The sequence below is a fragment of the Actinosynnema sp. ALI-1.44 genome (genome assembly GCF_001984155.1).
Classification (GTDB): domain Bacteria; phylum Actinomycetota; class Actinomycetes; order Mycobacteriales; family Pseudonocardiaceae; genus Kibdelosporangium.
On the sequence record NZ_MTQO01000043.1, the window covers coordinates 209,293 to 225,376 of the forward strand.

General features: G+C 69.3%; 14 protein-coding genes. 8 read left to right on the plus strand and 6 right to left on the minus strand.

What is annotated here, in order from left to right; all coding sequences use genetic code 11:
- Positions 1–35 precede the first annotated feature (35 nt).
- Complete coding sequence (locus tag ALI144C_RS18145) at positions 36–1,454, minus strand: pyridoxal phosphate-dependent decarboxylase family protein (protein ID WP_076988289.1); 1,419 nt, start codon at positions 1,452–1,454, stop codon at positions 36–38.
- 69 nt (positions 1,455–1,523) lie between these two features.
- On the opposite strand from ALI144C_RS18145, the gene ALI144C_RS18150 reads away from it, so the two are divergent.
- The 5 genes from ALI144C_RS18150 to ALI144C_RS18170 all read left to right on the plus strand — a co-directional run bounded on the left by ALI144C_RS18150 (position 1,524) and on the right by ALI144C_RS18170 (position 6,435).
- A complete protein-coding gene (locus ALI144C_RS18150; RefSeq protein ID WP_076988290.1) occupies positions 1,524–2,111 on the plus strand; it encodes a TetR/AcrR family transcriptional regulator in 588 nt (195 codons plus the stop codon).
- 75 nt (positions 2,112–2,186) lie between these two features.
- Positions 2,187–2,705 carry an SRPBCC family protein gene (locus tag ALI144C_RS18155; protein ID WP_076988291.1) on the plus strand — a complete coding sequence of 173 codons (519 nt, stop codon included), beginning with the start codon at positions 2,187–2,189 and terminating at the stop codon, positions 2,703–2,705.
- Positions 2,706–3,021: 316 nt separating this feature from the next.
- Positions 3,022–5,076 (plus strand): UvrD-helicase domain-containing protein, encoded by a 2,055-nt coding sequence (locus ALI144C_RS18160; RefSeq protein WP_237774200.1) that lies wholly within the window; start codon positions 3,022–3,024, stop codon positions 5,074–5,076.
- Between the two features lie 19 nt (positions 5,077–5,095).
- Positions 5,096–5,644: a SigE family RNA polymerase sigma factor gene (locus tag ALI144C_RS18165; protein WP_083753139.1), complete on the plus strand. Its 549-nt coding sequence runs from the start codon at positions 5,096–5,098 to the stop codon at positions 5,642–5,644.
- Entirely contained in the window at positions 5,644–6,435 is a 792-nt protein-coding gene (locus ALI144C_RS18170; protein WP_076988293.1) for a hypothetical protein, read from the plus strand. Before ALI144C_RS18165 ends, ALI144C_RS18170 begins: the two co-directional genes overlap by 1 nt.
- A 1-nt stretch (position 6,436) precedes the next feature.
- On the opposite strand, the gene ALI144C_RS18175 is transcribed toward ALI144C_RS18170, so the two are convergent.
- From ALI144C_RS18175 to ALI144C_RS18195, 5 genes are all read right to left on the minus strand, one after another.
- Complete coding sequence (locus ALI144C_RS18175) at positions 6,437–8,044, minus strand: PucR family transcriptional regulator (RefSeq protein WP_076988294.1); 1,608 nt, start codon at positions 8,042–8,044, stop codon at positions 6,437–6,439.
- A 108-nt stretch (positions 8,045–8,152) separates the two neighbouring features.
- The gene (locus ALI144C_RS18180; protein WP_076988295.1) at positions 8,153–8,959 is read right to left on the minus strand and encodes a GNAT family N-acetyltransferase; all 807 of its coding nucleotides are present in this window, start codon (positions 8,957–8,959) and stop codon (positions 8,153–8,155) included.
- Positions 8,956–10,044 (minus strand): M20/M25/M40 family metallo-hydrolase, encoded by a 1,089-nt coding sequence (locus ALI144C_RS18185; protein ID WP_202818992.1) that lies wholly within the window; start codon positions 10,042–10,044, stop codon positions 8,956–8,958. The genes ALI144C_RS18180 and ALI144C_RS18185 overlap by 4 nt, the downstream gene beginning before the upstream one ends.
- Before the next feature lie 7 nt (positions 10,045–10,051).
- Positions 10,052–10,408, minus strand: coding sequence for a serine hydrolase (locus tag ALI144C_RS18190; protein WP_076988297.1), 357 nt, complete (start codon positions 10,406–10,408; stop codon positions 10,052–10,054).
- Positions 10,332–11,117 carry a TolB family protein gene (locus ALI144C_RS18195; protein ID WP_083753170.1) on the minus strand — a complete coding sequence of 262 codons (786 nt, stop codon included), beginning with the start codon at positions 11,115–11,117 and terminating at the stop codon, positions 10,332–10,334. Before ALI144C_RS18195 ends, ALI144C_RS18190 begins: the two co-directional genes overlap by 77 nt.
- A gap of 154 nt (positions 11,118–11,271) precedes the next feature.
- Between ALI144C_RS18195 and ALI144C_RS18200 the strand changes: the two genes are divergently transcribed.
- The 3 genes from ALI144C_RS18200 (at position 11,272) to ALI144C_RS18210 (ending at position 16,045) form a co-directional block, all read left to right on the plus strand.
- A complete protein-coding gene (locus tag ALI144C_RS18200) occupies positions 11,272–11,703 on the plus strand; it encodes a Fur family transcriptional regulator (RefSeq protein ID WP_076988299.1) in 432 nt (143 codons plus the stop codon).
- 18 nt (positions 11,704–11,721) lie between these two features.
- The gene (katG, locus tag ALI144C_RS18205; RefSeq protein WP_076988300.1) at positions 11,722–13,956 is read left to right on the plus strand and encodes a catalase/peroxidase HPI; all 2,235 of its coding nucleotides are present in this window, start codon (positions 11,722–11,724) and stop codon (positions 13,954–13,956) included.
- Positions 13,957–14,236: 280 nt separating this feature from the next.
- Positions 14,237–16,045, plus strand: a complete 1,809-nt coding sequence (locus tag ALI144C_RS18210) for a S8 family peptidase (protein ID WP_076988301.1) — start codon at positions 14,237–14,239, stop codon at positions 16,043–16,045.
- The last annotated feature ends 39 nt before the right edge of the window (positions 16,046–16,084 follow it).

Sequence of the window (16,084 nt, forward strand, 5' to 3'; positions counted from 1 at the left end):
GTATATGATCTGGCGGCGGGGTGACAAGCGTGGTGTCAGCGGTCCTCGGCGGTCCGGCGTAGGACGTCCCAGACGAAGGCGACATCGCTGTGTTCGGTGGGCAGTGCGCCGATGGAGACACGGACCATCCAGCGCCCGTCGAGCTTCGACGGCGTCACGAAAGCCGCGCCGGACGCGTTGACGGCATCGGCCCAGGCGAGGGTGTGCTCGTCGAGGGCGTCGGCGTCCATTCCCTCCGGCTCGTGCCGCAGGCAGACGGTCTGCAGGGGCACCGGGGCGAGCACCCGCCAGCCGGGCGTGGCTTCCACCTGTTCGGCCAGCCACCGCGCGTTGGCCAGGTCCCTGCGCAGCCGGGTTTGGATCTCCGCGACGCCGTCGAGGCGCAGCTGGAACCACGGCTTCAACGCCCGGAACCGGCGACCGAGCGCGATACCCCAGTCCTTGTACTGGGTGACCGATCCGTCCACAGTGGAACGAAGGTACGACGGGTTCGTGGACATCACCCGGATGAGGTGCTCGGGGTCGGCGACGTAGAGCAAGGCGCAGTCCAGGACCGTGCCCATCCACTTGTGCGGGTTCCACGCCAGCGAGTCGGCGCCCGCGAGGCCGTCGATCATCCAGCGCATCTCCGGCAGCAGCAGCGCCGATCCGGCCATCGCCGCATCGACGTGCACCCAGATGTCGTGTTCCCTGGCGATCGGGACGATCTCGGTGAGGGGGTCGACGGCGGTCGTGCCCGTCGTGCCGACGCTGGCCACGATCGCGGCGGGCCGGTGACCCGCGGCGATGTCCTTGGCGATCGCGTCAGCCAGCGCCTTCGGGCGCATGGCCCGCGTGTACGGGTCCGTCTCGACCATGCGGAGGTTGCCGCTGCCGAAACCGGCGAGCGCGACCGCCTTGGTGACCGACGAATGCGCCTGCTCGGTCGTGTACACCGTCAGCGGTGCGGCCTCGGCCTGCAGGCCGCGTCTCGTCTCGGAGAACCCGGTCGCCCGTTCCCGCGCCGCCAGCATGGCGACGAGCGAACCGGTCGAGGCGGTGTCCTGGATCGTGCCCTTCCACGACGCGGGCAGACCGGTCAACTCCCGCAGCCACTCGACGACGACTTCCTCCACCTCGGTCAGCGCAGGCGCGGACTGCCAGGTGATGCCCAGCGCGCCGATGCCGGACGTCGCGAGGTCGCCGAGAACGGAACTCAGCGAGGCGTTGGACGGGAACCAGCCGAAGTACCTCGGGTGCTGGTTGAGCGTGAGCCCGGGGACGACGATGTCGTCGAGGTCCTTGAGGACCGCGTCGAACGACTCGGGCGCCCGCGGCGGCGCGGACGGCAGCTTGCCGGCCACCTCGCCCGGCCTCACCTGGGCCTGGACCGGCCGCTGCGCCAACGTGGCGCGGTAGTCGGCGATCCAGTCGACCAGTTCGTGCGCGGCTGCGCGGAATTCCTCAGGGGTCATGTCTTAGCCTGCTTCCCGGGACGTGCGGGATAGTCTACCGACGTATACGCAAACGGGAAGTGACTCACTGTGCCGAGGCTGGTGAACCACGCGCAGCGGCGCCGCGAGATCCTCGAGGTCACCTGGCGGCTGATCGCCACCGGGGGAGCGGAGGCCGCGACGATGCGGGAGATCGCGCGGCGGGCCGGGTACGCCAACGGCGCGCTGGCGCGGTACTTCCCCAACAAGGAAGCGCTGATCGAGGCCGCGTACGTCTACGTGTCCGAACAGACCGACGAACGCACCAGGGCCGCCACGGTGGGCAAGCGCGGAGTGGCGGCACTGCGGGCTTTCCTCGTCGAACTCGTGCCGTCCGAAGAGATCACCGTGCTGGAGGCCCGGATCGTGCTGCCGTTCTGGAGCCGCACGGTGACCGACGACCAACTGGCCCGCACGAACGACGCGCAACTGCAGCGCTGGCGCGACAAACTGGTCGTGTTGATCAGAGAAGGCCGGGCGGACGGCGATGTGCGCACGACCGTCGCCGACGAGCTGATCGCGGAACAACTCCTGGCCATGGCGCTGGGGTTGCAGATACTGGGTCTGCTGCCGGAGCACCCGAGCACCCCGCGGCTCCAGTTGAGGTTGATCGACACCTTCGTCGCCGGTCTGAAATGACCGCGACGACGCCCTGGAACCGGTCCGCGCCAATACCATCCGATCCGACAGCCGACCGACGAGAAGGAGAGCCGGATGGATGAGACTCTGCCGCGTTACGCCGACGGCCCATCGGTCGCGGCGGAGGTGCTCGTGGCCGCCGACGTGACCGACGTATGGCCGCTGGTCTGCGACATCGCTTTGCCGACCCGGTTCAGCGCCGAGCTACGAGCGGCGCGCTGGCTGGACCCCGACACGCAACCCCGTGTCGGTGCCCGCTTCCAGGGCACGAACGAGCATCCGCAGGTCGGTACCTGGCAGACCGTCTGCACCATCACCGAATACGTGCCGCGGGAACGCATCACGTTCGTCGTCGAGGACGTCGACAACCCGGCCGCCACCTGGCGCTTCGAGGTCGCCCCTACGGACGCGGGAACCCACCTGCGGCAATGGGTGCGGATCGGGCCCGGCCCCTCGCTGCTCAACCACGTCATCGACGAGAACCCGGACCACGAACGTCAGATCGTGGCGGCGCGGATGGAAAACCTGCGAACCAACATGGTCGCGACCGTGACCGGCATCAAGGAACTGGCGGAGCAACGCGGGGCAGGCTGATCCCAGCCGACTGACCGAGGCGGTGCGGTTCCACTCGGCACGGCCGAGTGCCCGCGCTGCCGCCTGCCGTGAATGAGAACTGCCGGGAGCGTGGCCCGCACGGCACTTGACACGCGCGCAATAATAAAAATTCGGCGTGCCGCAAGAAAACGCGACCCGCCGTGGCTACTGATGTGAGTCTATCGGATGCGAGGCGTTCGTGTCAAACAACGATCGTGACCTGGAACTGACCTCCGAGAAAAAGCATATCGCATTTCTCTACGAGCGTCTAGACGCCGAGCGGAAAATGGCCGCGAGTGAACTCCACACCGCCCTCATGGACACCTCGACCGAGCGCTACCAGCGGGAAGTCGCGGTCGGTGCGCTCACCGTGCGCGCGAGCAGGCTGCGTGTGGCCGACCGGGGCCTTTGTTTCGGGCGGATCGACGCCACTGACGGGCGGCGCGCGTACATCGGCCGAGTCGGCCTGTTCGACGAGCAGAACGACTACACGCCGCTGCTCGTGGACTGGCGTGCTCCCGTGGCCAGGCCGTTCTATTGCGCGACCGCGGTCAACCCGGAAGGTGTGGCCCGTCGGCGGCATTTCCACACGCGCGGCCGTGATCTCGTCGAGTTCCACGACGACCTGTTCGGAATGGAAGGCCACGACTCCGCTCTCGTCGCGGCGTTGAACGCCCCGCGCGGCGACACCATGAGCGACATCGTCGCGACGATCCAGGCCGAACAGGACGAGGCCATCCGGCTCGACCCGGGCGGCGTCGTGGTGATCGAAGGCGGCCCTGGCACGGGGAAGACCGCCGTGGCGCTGCACCGGGTCGCGTATCTGCTCTACACGCAACGCAAACGCCTTTCACGCTGGAGCGTCCTCGTCGTGGGGCCCAACCGGGGCTTTCTGCGGTACATCGGGGACGTCCTGCCGTCGCTGGGGGAGACCGACGTCGTGTTCACCGCGCTCGGCGAGCTGATGCCGGGCCTTTCGGTCACCGCGGCGGACCCGCCGGACACCAAGCGGGTCAAGGGGAGCCTCGCCATGGTCGACGTGCTGGCCGCTGCGGTCGCCGACCGGCAGGCCGCGCTGGAGACGCCGTACGAGATCGAACTCGACGACGGCTCGGTCTGGCTCGACCAGGACACGGCGACCGTCGCGCGGGACCGGGCACGGGCGACCGGCCTGCCGCACAACCAGGCGCAGGGTGTGTTCAGGGAAGCCGTGATCGACGTGCTCACGCGGCGGGTCGTCGAGCGGATCGGCGGCGACTGGCTGCGGCCCGGCGAAGTCGACGGGCTCATCGAGGACCTCACCGCCGACGTCCGCTTCGAGCTGGCCGGCAACGCGGGCCTGCGCGCGGCGGTCGACGAGCTGTGGCCGTTGCTGACACCGGAGCGTCTGCTGGCCGACCTGTTCAGCTCACGCACGAGGCTGGCCTGTGCCGTCCACGACGAAGACGACCGGGCCGCGCTGTACCGGCCGGTCGGGGACGCGTGGACAGTGTCCGACGTCCCGCTGCTGGACGAGGCCGCCGAGTTCCTCGGCGCCTACCCGGTGCGGCGGCGAGAACGGGACGGCGTCGAATACGCCCGGCGTGTCATGCGGATGTTGGAGCTCGACCGCGAGGAGCAGGACGAGGAGTTCGTGCTGCGCGCCGAAGACCTGCTTGACCCTGAGAGCCTGGCCGAGCGGCACGACGAACGGGACCACCGCGAACTCGCCGAACGGGCCGCCGCCGACCGCGAATGGACCTACGGTCACGTCGTGGTCGACGAGGCGCAGGAGCTCTCCGAAATGGACTGGCGGATCATCATGCGCCGCTGTCCCAGCCGGTCCATGACGATCGTCGGCGACCTCGCCCAGCGGCGGTCACCGGCAGGCGCCGTGTCCTGGGCGACGATGATCGACCGGTACGTCCCCGGGCGCTGGACCTACCGGGAGCTGACCATCTGCTACCGCACTCCTGCCGAGATCATGCGGCTCGCGTCGGCCGTCCTCGCCGAGGTGAACCCGATCCTGCGGCCGCCGGTCCCGGTCAGGCGCAACGGGATCGAGCCGTGGACGCGGCTGGTCGACCCCGCGGGCCTCGCTGCCGCGATCGACGAGGCGACGCGGGTGCCGGACGGCGGCTCGGTAGCGGTGATCGGCCCCGACGGTCTGGATGTCGGCCGCGCGATCCTGACGCCCGGACAGGCGAAAGGGCTGGAGTTCGACACGGTGGTCCTGGTCGAGCCGCAGCGGATCCTCGCCGCCCGGCCGCACGGTGCCGCGGACCTGTACGTGGCGTTGACCAGGGCGACCCAGCGTCTGGGGCTGCTGCACACCGAGCCCTTGCCCGCCGTGCTGGAAAACGCCGCGCGCGAGCGTGCAACCATCGCGTGAATCGATGTGTATGAGGGGTATGAGCCTGCCGAGCAGAAGCGACGACGATGGTCGCTTCGAAGCGTTCGTGGCCCGGTCGAACGGGCCACTGACCGGGTTGGCGTACTTGTTGTGCGGGGACCGGCATTTCGCCAACGACCTGGTGCAGACCTGCTTGATCAGGCTGTACCGGGTCTGGCCGCGGGTGCGGGACACCGACTCCGTCGACGCGTACGCCCGCAAGATCCTGTTGAGGTGCTGGTTGAACGAGTGGCGCCGCGCCTGGCGCCGCTCCGAGTCACGGGACGGTGTCGTGCCGGATCGGCCGTCGGCGGACGCCGACCCGGCGATGCGGGTGGGTCAGGCCCACCGCAACGACGTGCTCCGCGCTGCGTTGGCGCGGGTCGCGCCGCGTCAGCGCGCGGCGGTCGTCCTCCGGTACTGGGCGCAGTACTCGGTGTCGGAGACGGCGCGGATCCTGCGGTGCTCCGAAGGAACCGTGAAAAGCCAGACAGCTCGTGGACTGGCGGCCCTGCGCGAGGCCATGGCTCAGCTCGACACCGACACACTCGAGGAGTTGCACCTGTGATGGACAACCAGCGACTGACCAACGGCCTGCAACAGCTGGCCGACGAGGCCGAACCACGGCAGATCGACGTGTCGTCGGTCATCGGCAAGGCCAAGGCGCAGCAGCGCAACCGGCGTGCGGTGCTGGGGGTGAGCGGGGCGACGGCCGTCCTGCTGGCTGGTGCGCTCTACACCACCGTCCAGGTCAGCGACAGCCTGCCGATGGACCCGGCCGCCGCTCGCCCCACGTCGACTGGGACGACGGCGAAGCAGGAGCAGGGGCCGCCGTACCAGCCGATCACCGACGCGCGAGCGCACAAGTTCGACAGCCAGCTGGCAGCGGCGAAAGCCGACCTGATCCCGGCCGGGTTCACCGTGGGGGACAACCCCGTGCACCCGGTAGGGGACGTGCTCAGGTTCATCGGCAGCCCAGGGCCCAAGGGGGAGGTCGACTACACCGCACAGGGGATGCTCACGAACGCCGACGGCACGGCGACCATCCAGATCTGGGTGCTCAAGAACCCGCCAGGTACCGCCCTCGAGCACTACTACGGCCAGGTCTTCGGTCCGTGCGTGGTCAGCGAGTCGAACTGCGTGCGCCGGACCCTCTCGGACGGTACGCAGGCCGCTGCCAGGCCCAACGCCCGTCCGTCGGCCATGACGCCGAGCAGCATCATGAGCGCGCAACGACCGGACGGGACCTACATCCAGGTGGTCACCAACGTGGGGGAGCGGACCACGCCGAAGCCGCTCGCCGTCCCGCCGTTCGACGCGGACCAGCTGTTCAAGTTCGCGACCGCGTTCACCTGGTGACTCACCGGACCGGGAAGACGCGTAGCTGGAGCATGGCGGCGAACCGGGCGTCCGGATCGGCCAGGTCGATCCCGCTGATCTCGGTGAGCCTGCGCAGGCGGTAGCGGAACGTGTTGGGATGCACGTGAACCGCGGCCGCGGCGGCGATGACGTCGCCGAACGCGTCGAGCCAGGCGCGCAACGTTTCCACGAGGTTCGTTTTGTGTTTGTCGTCGTACGCCACGAGGTGCGCGACTGGTCCGGTCACCTGTCCGCCCCGGGCGGTGACGAAATCACGTAGTTCCATGACAAGGGCCTCGACATACACGTCTGCGAGGCGAGCCACTCTACGGCCTGTCGCTGTGCCGGTACGCAGTACCTGGACCGCGCGATCAGCGCTGGCGCGAGCCTGCGCCAGTCCGGTCACGTCCGTGGCGATAGGTCCGATTCCAATGTACACAGGAATTCTGTGCCCGACACGGTCGAGGAAGTCCGTGGCCACACGGATCGCGTGTTCGTCGTTGGCGCCCGTCACGGGCAGCAGTCCATAGGCGACATCGCCGATCAGTGCGACCGCACAACGCGGGTGCACGGCGCTCAGGTGCATGGCGAGGCCGTCGGTCAGCCGCTGGCGGTCGTTGAGCTGCCCGGCGTCCATCGCCTGTCCTGATTGGATAGTTGTCATGGCGAGCACGGCCACCGGCAGATCGGCGAGGCCGAGCCTGGTCATCGCCTCGTGGGCCCCGGCACCGCCTTCCACCGCGGTGGCGAGCAAGTCGCGGCGCAGCCGCCGTTCCACGTCGGCGCCCGCACGGATTCGCAGGAGGTGCAAAGCAACGAGTTTCGCGCCGTCGCGCAGTGCCTGCGCCCGTTCCGCGCTGAGCGGGCCGGGCACCGCGGCCCAGATCGACCCGAGGAACTCGTCACCCGCGCGGACGCGCACCGCCACGCGCGGGACGACGAAATCCGACGGGTCGTCGTCGCTCGGCGCGATGTACACCGGATCGTCGCTGGTGTACAGCGCGCGGAACACACCGGTGTCGGTCAGCATCCGGGAGTACCTCTCGGGCACCTGGCGCCCGAGGATCGTCTCCACCCGGGACTGGTCGGCCTCGTCCTGGCGGCCGGAGAACGCCAGGACACGGGAGCTGCGGTCCTCGATGGTGAGCGGGGCGTCGATCAGCGCGGCGACCGCGTTGGCGACGGCGAACAAGTCACCGGACGGCAGTCCGCCGAGCGTCTCCGTGCCGCCGACGTCCCCTTCGGAAAGCAGCGACCGCAGCAACGCGGCCAGTTGCGCCCACGACGCGCCCCTGGCCAACGCCAGCACGGCCACACCGGACTGCTCGGCGGCCGCGGCGAGCTCCGGAGTCCGGTGCACGGGCGCGCGCAGCACCAGCGCCGAGGCACGGGATCGACCCAGCGACCGGAGCAACGCCACTACCTGCGCCGGGTCACCGAGGCCCACGCCCAGCACGATGGCGTGCTCGGTCGGCACAGGTGCTTCGAGCGGGTCGTGGATCACGACGCCGCTGATGCCCCCTGGCCGGTCCGGGGTGCCGTGCACCAGTTCGAGCAGGGTGGTGCCCAGGTCGTCGAGAACCCGGCTGAGGTCGGCGTGCTGTGTCATCGCGTCCAGTGTTGTGCCAGGCGGCCAGCCAGTCCACCTGGGACGTGACCCGATCCAGTTCGGCCTGGTCGGGCATCCCGATCAGCCTGAGCTCGACGCCCGCCAGTTTCATGCGGCGTCCTTTCTGGTCACCCGGTACCGCCCGGAGCGGTCGAACCCGGTGACCCGGGCTCCTTCCGCCAGCAACGTGCCCAGCACGTCACGGACGGCGAACCGCCATCGGCCCGCGGTGGCCGGATCGCTCATGCGCAACGCCTCGATGTCACGCGGTACGGCCACCAGCAGGTGCGTTCCGTCCATCGTGCCCATGACCGGGCTGTCGTCGTCCGAGCGGTCCAGCGCGATCACGGCATCGGCCGGGTGGTCGGCCGTCGTGATGGGGGAGTGGAGATCCCAGCACGCGAGCAACCGGTCGCTCTCGTCGCTGCCGTTGATCCCGTCGCGCATGCCGCCGTAGAAGTTCGGCAGGTACTGGGCCGGTGCCGCGCCCAGCTTGGCGATGTTGAAGTACGCGTTCCGGCTGACCAGCGGGTCGAACGTCCAGTGGATCTCGGTCAGCCCGCGGTGCAACGCCCATGAGCGTTGGTGCAGCTTCAACGCGAACCCGACACCGCGCCTCGCCACGGCTCCCGACACACCGGCGACGTGGCTGTGCAGCACGACTTTCTCAGTCATCCCGAGGAAACCGACGCACGCCCCGACCATTTTGGTCCCGTCGAACGCCCCCGCGACGTAGTTGCCCGCCTTGGCCATCGCGCGCAACAGTTCCGTCGTCACCGGCGGGTTCGACGGCTCGGGCCGCCAGATCTCGTCGAACAGGTGGTACACGCCGTCCAGGTCGGCGAGGTCGGTGAGTTCGCGGACAACCACGTGTGCTGCCCGTGCGGCGGCCTCGCTGTCGAACCGATCGGTCACTTCGCCGTCCCCGCCAGCAGATCGGCGATCAGGGCGACGAGGAGGTCTGTCCTGCCGGGCAGTTCCGGCACGAGCACGTGCTCGTCAGCCGCGTGGGCCCCGCCGCCGACCGCGCCGAGCCCGTCGAGGGTCGGGATTCCCATCCCGGCGGTGAAATTCCCGTCCGAAGCGCCGCCGACAGCCGTGCTGGTCAACGGCGGCAAGCCGAGTTTCGCGGCCACTGTGGACGCACGCGCGAACAGGTCAGCTGACGCCGAGGTCTCCAGCGGCGGGCGGTTGGGCCCGCCGAGGATCTCCAGTTTCGCGCCGTCCAGCACGGGCTCGAGCGCTCGCATCGCCGCGTCGACCCGTTTCTGCTCGGCGACAGTCCGCGCCCGCGCGTCCACCATGACCTCGCCCACCGCCGGAACAGTGTTGGTCGTCGTCCCGGCCGACAGCAGCGTGGGCGTGACGGTCGTGCCCAAAGCGTCGTCGCCCAACTCGGTCATCGCCAGGATCTGGTGCGCCAACTCCACGGTCACGTTGACACCGCGCTCCGGCTCCAACCCCGCGTGCGCCGCCAGACCGTGCGCCCGCACGGTGTACCACGAACCACCCTTGCGCGCGGTCTTCAACGCACCGCCGTCGGCGGACGCCTCCAGCACGAGCGCCGCGACACATCCTTGCGCCTCGGCCTCGATCAACGCCCGTGAGCTCGGCGAGCCGATCTCCTCGTCGCCGGTGATCAGCACCGTCACCCCCGACCGGTCCGCGAGGCGGGCAATGGCGTGGAACGCCATCACCACACCGGCTTTCATGTCGAAACACCCCGGTCCACGCATCACGTCGTCGGTCACGGCGAACGGGTGCGTGGCCAACGTACCCAACGGCCAGACCGTGTCGTGGTGACCCAGCACGAGCACACGAGCCGGGCCGTCGCCGAAACGCCAACGCAGGTGCGTCCGCCCGTCCAGCACGATCCGCTCCGGCTCGACGCCCAGCCGCCGCGTGCCCACTCGCGCGACCACGTCCGCGCTGGCGGCGACGGCGGCCAGGTCGGTCGACGGCGACTCGCAGGTCACCAGTTCCTCGATGTCGGACACCATGTCCATGTCAGCTCGCTTTCGGTGTGGCACGGACGTCGTGGTGCACGTACCGCTCGCCTGTGGGGAGGTCGTAGAACGTCACCGGCAACCACGTGCCCTTGGCCGGTTCCATGATCAGGAACTGGTTGTCGGAGTTGCAGTACGACCAGGTGGCGCCGAGCGGGTGGTTCTGCGCCTCGCCCGCCAGTACCTCGGCGTACTTCGCCAGGCAGTCGTCGCCGCGGCCGGTGTCGGTGAACACGTCGCCGTCGATGCCGCTGGTGTGCGTGAGCAGGTGTCGCATGGTGTCACCGCTGTTCGCGACTGGGTCGGCCAGCTTCGGTTCCGGCAGCACGTCGGTGATCGGCGCGTCCAGGTCGAGCACGGACGCAGAAGTACACCGTCTCGCCGTCGTCTGAAAGCTGGGGCAGCGCGCCCGGATACCCCGGGCCGCCCGGCATCACGTTGCGGTCCAACGATTCCGCGAGGTTCACGCTCGGGCGGGCGTCCAGCGGGATCCGCCACAGCCCCATGTGCCCGATCTGGATTCCGGGCGCGCCCACGACCAGCAGCGCCGTGCCGTCGGCCGTCCACACGGCCGGTCCCGCGTATCCGTTCGCCAGGCCGACGACCTCGGGTTCAGCGCCGATCTCCCGGACGTGCACGGGGGTGACGAGCGTCAGGTCCGCGTCCGGCGTGGTCGCGGCGCTGAACGCGAGCCGGGTCGAGTCCGGCGACCAGGACGGGGTGCCCGCGTGCCAGTTCCCGCTGGTCACCTGGCGTGTGTCGGCCGTGGTCACGTCCAGCATGTGCAGGTGCAGACGGACTGTGCGCAGCAGTCCGGCGCCGTCGGCCTGGTAGTCCAGCCGGTCGATCACGATCGGCGCCGTGTCCGCGCGGCCCCGGGTGAGCTGCCGTGGCCCTGACCGGGCGCCGACGAGCCAGATCGAGTGGTCGTCGCGGTCGGCCTCGGTGTCCGTGGTGCGCAGGACGTAGAGGCATCGGTCCCCGTCCGGCGACAGGGCCGGCTGCCCCGGCACAGCGAGTGCGGTCAAGTCCTCGACGCGGTGCTGTCGTCGCTGTCGTCTGCTCACCAGGCAACCCTGCCCTGCCCTGGTCGCGGCTGTCTTCGTGTCGGGCGACAACGTATCGCCGATCGGCTCGTCGGCGGGGCCCAACTGGCGCGACACGCAGGAACGCCCGGGCCTTATCTTGAATGATTCCAGAAAACAGGGCACACTCTGGGACGTGCCCCCGACTTCGGACTTCGAGCGACTGTTGCGCGACGCCGCGTTGCGTGTGACACGCCCTCGGATAGCCGTGCTGTCCGCGGTGCACAACCACCCGCACGCCGACACCGATTCGATCATAGGTGTCGTGCGTGACGAGCTCGGCGGTGTGTCCCACCAGGCTGTTTACGATGTGCTGCGCGCGTTGACTACCGCGGGTCTGCTCCGGCGCATCGAGCCACCGGGCTCTGTCGCACGTTACGAGGCCCGGGTAGGGGACAACCACCATCACGTCGTCTGCCGCTCGTGCGGAGCCATCGCCGACGTCGACTGCGCCGTGGGTCACGCACCCTGCCTGACCGCCTCCGACGCCCGCGGTTTCGTCATCGACGAGGCCGAGGTCGTCTACCGGGGCCTGTGCCCCGACTGCTCGAACTCGTCCAGTTCCTGAACACCCGGAAGGATTCCCGTGTCTGACAGCCCAGACGCCAAAGTCGGCGAGATGAACGTCCCGGAGGCGGGCGGGTGCCCGGTGAGCACCGGGCGTTTCAGCCACCCCACCGAGGGCGGCAGCAACCGTGACTGGTGGCCGAACCGGCTCAACCTCGCGATCCTGCGCAAGCACAGCGCCCCGTCCAACCCGATGGACGCCGACTTCGACTACAAGGCCGCGTTCAGCACCCTCGACCTCGACGCGCTGGCGCGGGACGTCGACCAGGTGCTGACCACCTCGCAGGAGTGGTGGCCCGCCGACTTCGGCCACTACGGCCCCTTCATGATCCGGATGGCTTGGCACAGCGCGGGCACGTACCGCGTCGAGGACGGCCGCGGCGGCGCCGGTGCGGGCATGCAGCGGTTCGCGCCGCTCAACAGCTGGCCGGACAACGGGAACCTGGACAAGGCGCGTCGCCTGCTGTGGCCGGTCAAGCAGAAGTACGGCAGCAAGATCTCGTGGGCCGACCTGATGATCTTCGCGGGCAACCGCGCGCTGGAGACCATGGGCTTCACCACCTTCGGCTTCGCCGGTGGCCGCGCCGACGTGTGGGAGCCGGACGAGGACGTCTACTGGGGCCCGGAGCGCACCTGGCTCGGCGACGAGCGCTACACCGGTGACCGGCAGCTGGAAGGCCCGCTCGCGGCCGTCCAGATGGGTCTGATCTACGTCAACCCGGAGGGCCCGAACGGCAACCCGGACCCGCTGGCCTCGGCGCGTGACATCCGCGAGACGTTCGGCCGGATGGCCATGAACGACGAGGAGACCGTCGCGCTCATCGCGGGCGGGCACAGCTTCGGCAAGACCCACGGCGCGGCCGACCCCGACAAGTACGTCGGCGCCGAGCCCGAGGGCGCCCCGATCGAGGAGCAGGGCCTCGGCTGGCGCAACAGCTTCGGCTCCGGCAAGGGCGCCGACGCGATCACCAGCGGTCTCGAGGTCATCTGGACGCCGACCCCGACCCAGTGGAGCAACTGGTTCTTCCACAACCTCTTCGAGTACGAGTGGGAGCTGACCAAGAGCCCGGCCGGTGCCAACCAGTGGACGCCGAAGAACGGCAAGGCGCGCAACACGATTCCGCACCCGGACACGGGCAAGCTGAACCAGACGCCGTCCATGCTCACCACCGACCTGGCGCTGCGCTTCGACCCGGTGTACGAGCAGATCTCCCGCCGGTTCTACGAGAACCCGGACGAGTTCGCGGACGCGTTCGCCCGCGCCTGGTTCAAGCTGACCCACCGCGACATGGGCCCGATCCAGCGCTACCTCGGCCCGCTCGTGCCGCAGGAGGAGCTGATCTGGCAGGACCGCGTGCCCGCCGTCGACCACGAGCTGGTCACCGAGCAGGACGTGGCGGACCTGAAGGCCAAGGTTCTCGAGTCGGGCCTGACGGTGTCGGAGCTGGTGTCCACCGCGTGGGCGTCGGCGTCGACCTTCCGCGGCAGTGACAAGCGCGGTGGCGCCAACGGTGCCCGCATCCGCCTCGAACCGCAGCGCGGCTGGGAGGTCAACCAGCCCGACGACCTCGCGCGGGTGCTGACCACGCTCGAGGGCGTCAAGGAGTCCTTCAACGGCGCCCAGTCCGGCGGCAAGAAGGTCTCGCTGGCCGACCTGATCGTGATCGGTGGTGCCGCCGCCGTCGAGCAGGCCGCCAAGGTCGCCGGGCACGAGATCACCGTGCCGGTCACGCCCGGCCGCACCGACGCCTCGCAGGAGCAGACGGACGCCGAGTCGTTCGCGCCACTGGAGCCCGCCACGGACGGCTTCCGCAACTACCGCGGCAAGGGCAACCGGCTGCCGTCGGAGTACTCGCTGATCGACCGGGCGAACCTGCTGACCCTGACCGCGCCGGAGACGACTGTCCTCGTGGGTGGTCTGCGTGTGCTGGGTGCGAACCACCAGCAGTCCAAACACGGCGTTTTCACCGACACGCCGGGCGCGCTGACCAACGACTTCTTCGTCAACCTGCTGGACATGGGCACGGCGTGGCAGCCGACGTCCGAGGACGCGGAGACGTTCGAGGGCCGCGACCGCACCACCGGCGAGGTCAAGTGGACCGGCACCCGGGTCGACCTGATCTTCGGTTCGAACTCCGAACTGCGTGCCGTCGCCGAGGTGTACGCCAGCGCCGACGCCAAGGAGAAGTTCGTGCGCGACTTCGTCGCCGCGTGGACCAAGGTGATGGACCTGGACCGGTACGACCTGGCGTGACCGGATAGTCCGAAAGTCCCCCGGATGCCCCGGGCCGGTTTCCCACCGGCCCGGGGCATTCGCATCGGCGTCCTAGGTGGACCCCGGCATCTGGGATTGATGCCCCGGCAATGAACCGGCGAATCGGCCATTCGGCTCAAAACCGTCGAACACAGTACGAAAGTACGTTGTCGGCGTGGTCTTGCGGATCGGATGATGCTCCGGCACGAGCTCACTCCACCGCCGGGACAACGCCATCGAGGGCTGGCAGTTCCGGCGCCCCTGCGCGCAAGGAGCTTTCATGCGTCTCAGAGCCATGCCAGGAAGAATTCTCGGCACGGGGATCGCCGCCGTCGCCGTGTTGGCCGCCGTCTTACCGACGAACGCCGCCGCGGCGCAGCAGATCATCGCCGAGAACGCACCCAACAAGATCCAGGACAGCTATGTCGTGGTGTTGAAGGACACCGCTGCTGTCCGTGGCGCTGCCGACGGGCTGGTCGCGCGCTACGGCGGCAAGGTCGGATTCGTGTACCAGGCCGCGCTCAGGGGTTTCTCGGTCACGATGTCCGCGACGCAGGCGCGCAGGCTCGCCGCCGACCCGGCAGTGTCCTATGTGGAGCAGGACCGCACGGTCGGTCTGCTGACCGACCAGAACAACCCGCCGTCGTGGGGCCTGGACCGGGTCGACCAGGCGGACCTCCCGCTGAACCAGAAGTACAGCTACTCCACCGAGGCGTCGAACGTCACCGCGTACGTCATCGACACCGGCATCAACTACAACCACAACGACTTCGGCGGCCGGGCGACGTTCGGCTTCGACGCGTTCAACGACGGCCAGCAGGGCAAGGACTGCCAGGGCCACGGCACGCACGTCGCGGGCACCATCGGCGGTAACACCTTCGGCCTGGCCAAGAAGGTCAAGCTGAAGGCCGTCCGCGTGCTCAACTGCCAGGGCGGCGGGTCGATCTCCACCGAGGCCGCGGGCGTCGACTGGGTGACCGCGAACGCCGTCCTGCCCGCCGTGGCGAACATGAGCCTCTACACCGGCGTGAAGAACGAGCCGAGCCGCGTGCTCGACGACGCCGTGCGCGCGTCGATCGGCAAGGGCATCTCGTACGCCGTGGCCGCGGGCAACTTCAACGACGACTCGTGCCAGTACTCGCCGCAACGCGTCCGTGAGACGATCAACGTCGCCGCGACCGCGCGGACCGACGCCCGCGCGTCGTTCTCCAGCTACGGCACCTGCAGCGACATCTTCGCGCCCGGCCAGGACATCATCTCCGCGTCCTACAGCAACAACTCCGGGTCGGCGACGATGAGCGGCACCTCGATGGCCTCGCCGCACGTGGCCGGTGCGGTCGCGCTGTACCTGGCGGACAACCCGAGCAAGACCCCGGCCGAGGTGCACACCGCGATCACCGCCGCGGCCACGCCGAACAAGGTCACCAACCCGGGCGCCAACACGCCGAACAAGCTGCTGCGCGTCAACGGCGGCGTCCCCGGTGTGTCCGTGACCAACCCGGGTCCGCAGAACACCGCGGTCGGCGGGTCGGCGAACCTGCAACTGTCGGCTTCCGGTGGCACCGCGCCGTACACGTGGTCCGCGAACGGACTGCCTCCTGGCCTGTCGATCGGGTCGTCCACCGGCCTGATCACCGGCACGGCGACCACCGCGGGCACGTACACCGTGACGGCGACCGCCACCGCGACCGCGGGCGGCTCGGGATCGACGAACTTCCAGTGGACGGTCGGCTCGACCCCGACCTGCACCCCGCAGACCAACGGCACCGACGTGGCCATCCCCGACCTGACCACGGTGACGAGCTCGGTGACGTTCGCCGGGTGCACCGGCAACGCGTCGGCGACCAGTACCGCCGAGGTGCACATCAAGCACACCTACCGCGGTGACGTGCAAATCGACCTGGTCGCTCCGGACGGCTCGGCGTACCGGCTGAAGAACTCCAGCACTTCGGACAGCGCGGACAACGTCGACCAGACGTACACGGTCAACGTGTCCGGCGAGGTCCGCAACGGCACCTGGAAGCTCCAGGTGCGGGACGTGGCACGCCAGGACGTCGGCACGATCGACACCTGGACGCTCACCCTGTAACAGGACAACCAGTTGGGGGCACTTACCGGCACGTAGGTG

Bases quoted from the DNA above. Each gene is read 5' to 3' on its own strand.
- ALI144C_RS18145 (WP_076988289.1), bottom strand. From the start codon at position 1,454: ATGACCCCTGAGGAATTCCGCGCAGCCGCGCACGAACTGGTCGACTGG.
- ALI144C_RS18155 (WP_076988291.1), top strand. From the start codon at position 2,187: ATGGATGAGACTCTGCCGCGTTACGCCGACGGCCCATCGGTCGCGGCG.
- ALI144C_RS18160 (WP_237774200.1), top strand. From the start codon at position 3,022: ATGGACACCTCGACCGAGCGCTACCAGCGGGAAGTCGCGGTCGGTGCG.
- ALI144C_RS18165 (WP_083753139.1), top strand. From the start codon at position 5,096: ATGAGCCTGCCGAGCAGAAGCGACGACGATGGTCGCTTCGAAGCGTTC.
- ALI144C_RS18170 (WP_076988293.1), top strand. From the start codon at position 5,644: ATGGACAACCAGCGACTGACCAACGGCCTGCAACAGCTGGCCGACGAG.
- ALI144C_RS18175 (WP_076988294.1), bottom strand. From the start codon at position 8,044: ATGACACAGCACGCCGACCTCAGCCGGGTTCTCGACGACCTGGGCACC.
- ALI144C_RS18185 (WP_202818992.1), bottom strand. From the start codon at position 10,044: ATGGTGTCCGACATCGAGGAACTGGTGACCTGCGAGTCGCCGTCGACC.
- ALI144C_RS18210 (WP_076988301.1), top strand. From the start codon at position 14,237: ATGCGTCTCAGAGCCATGCCAGGAAGAATTCTCGGCACGGGGATCGCC.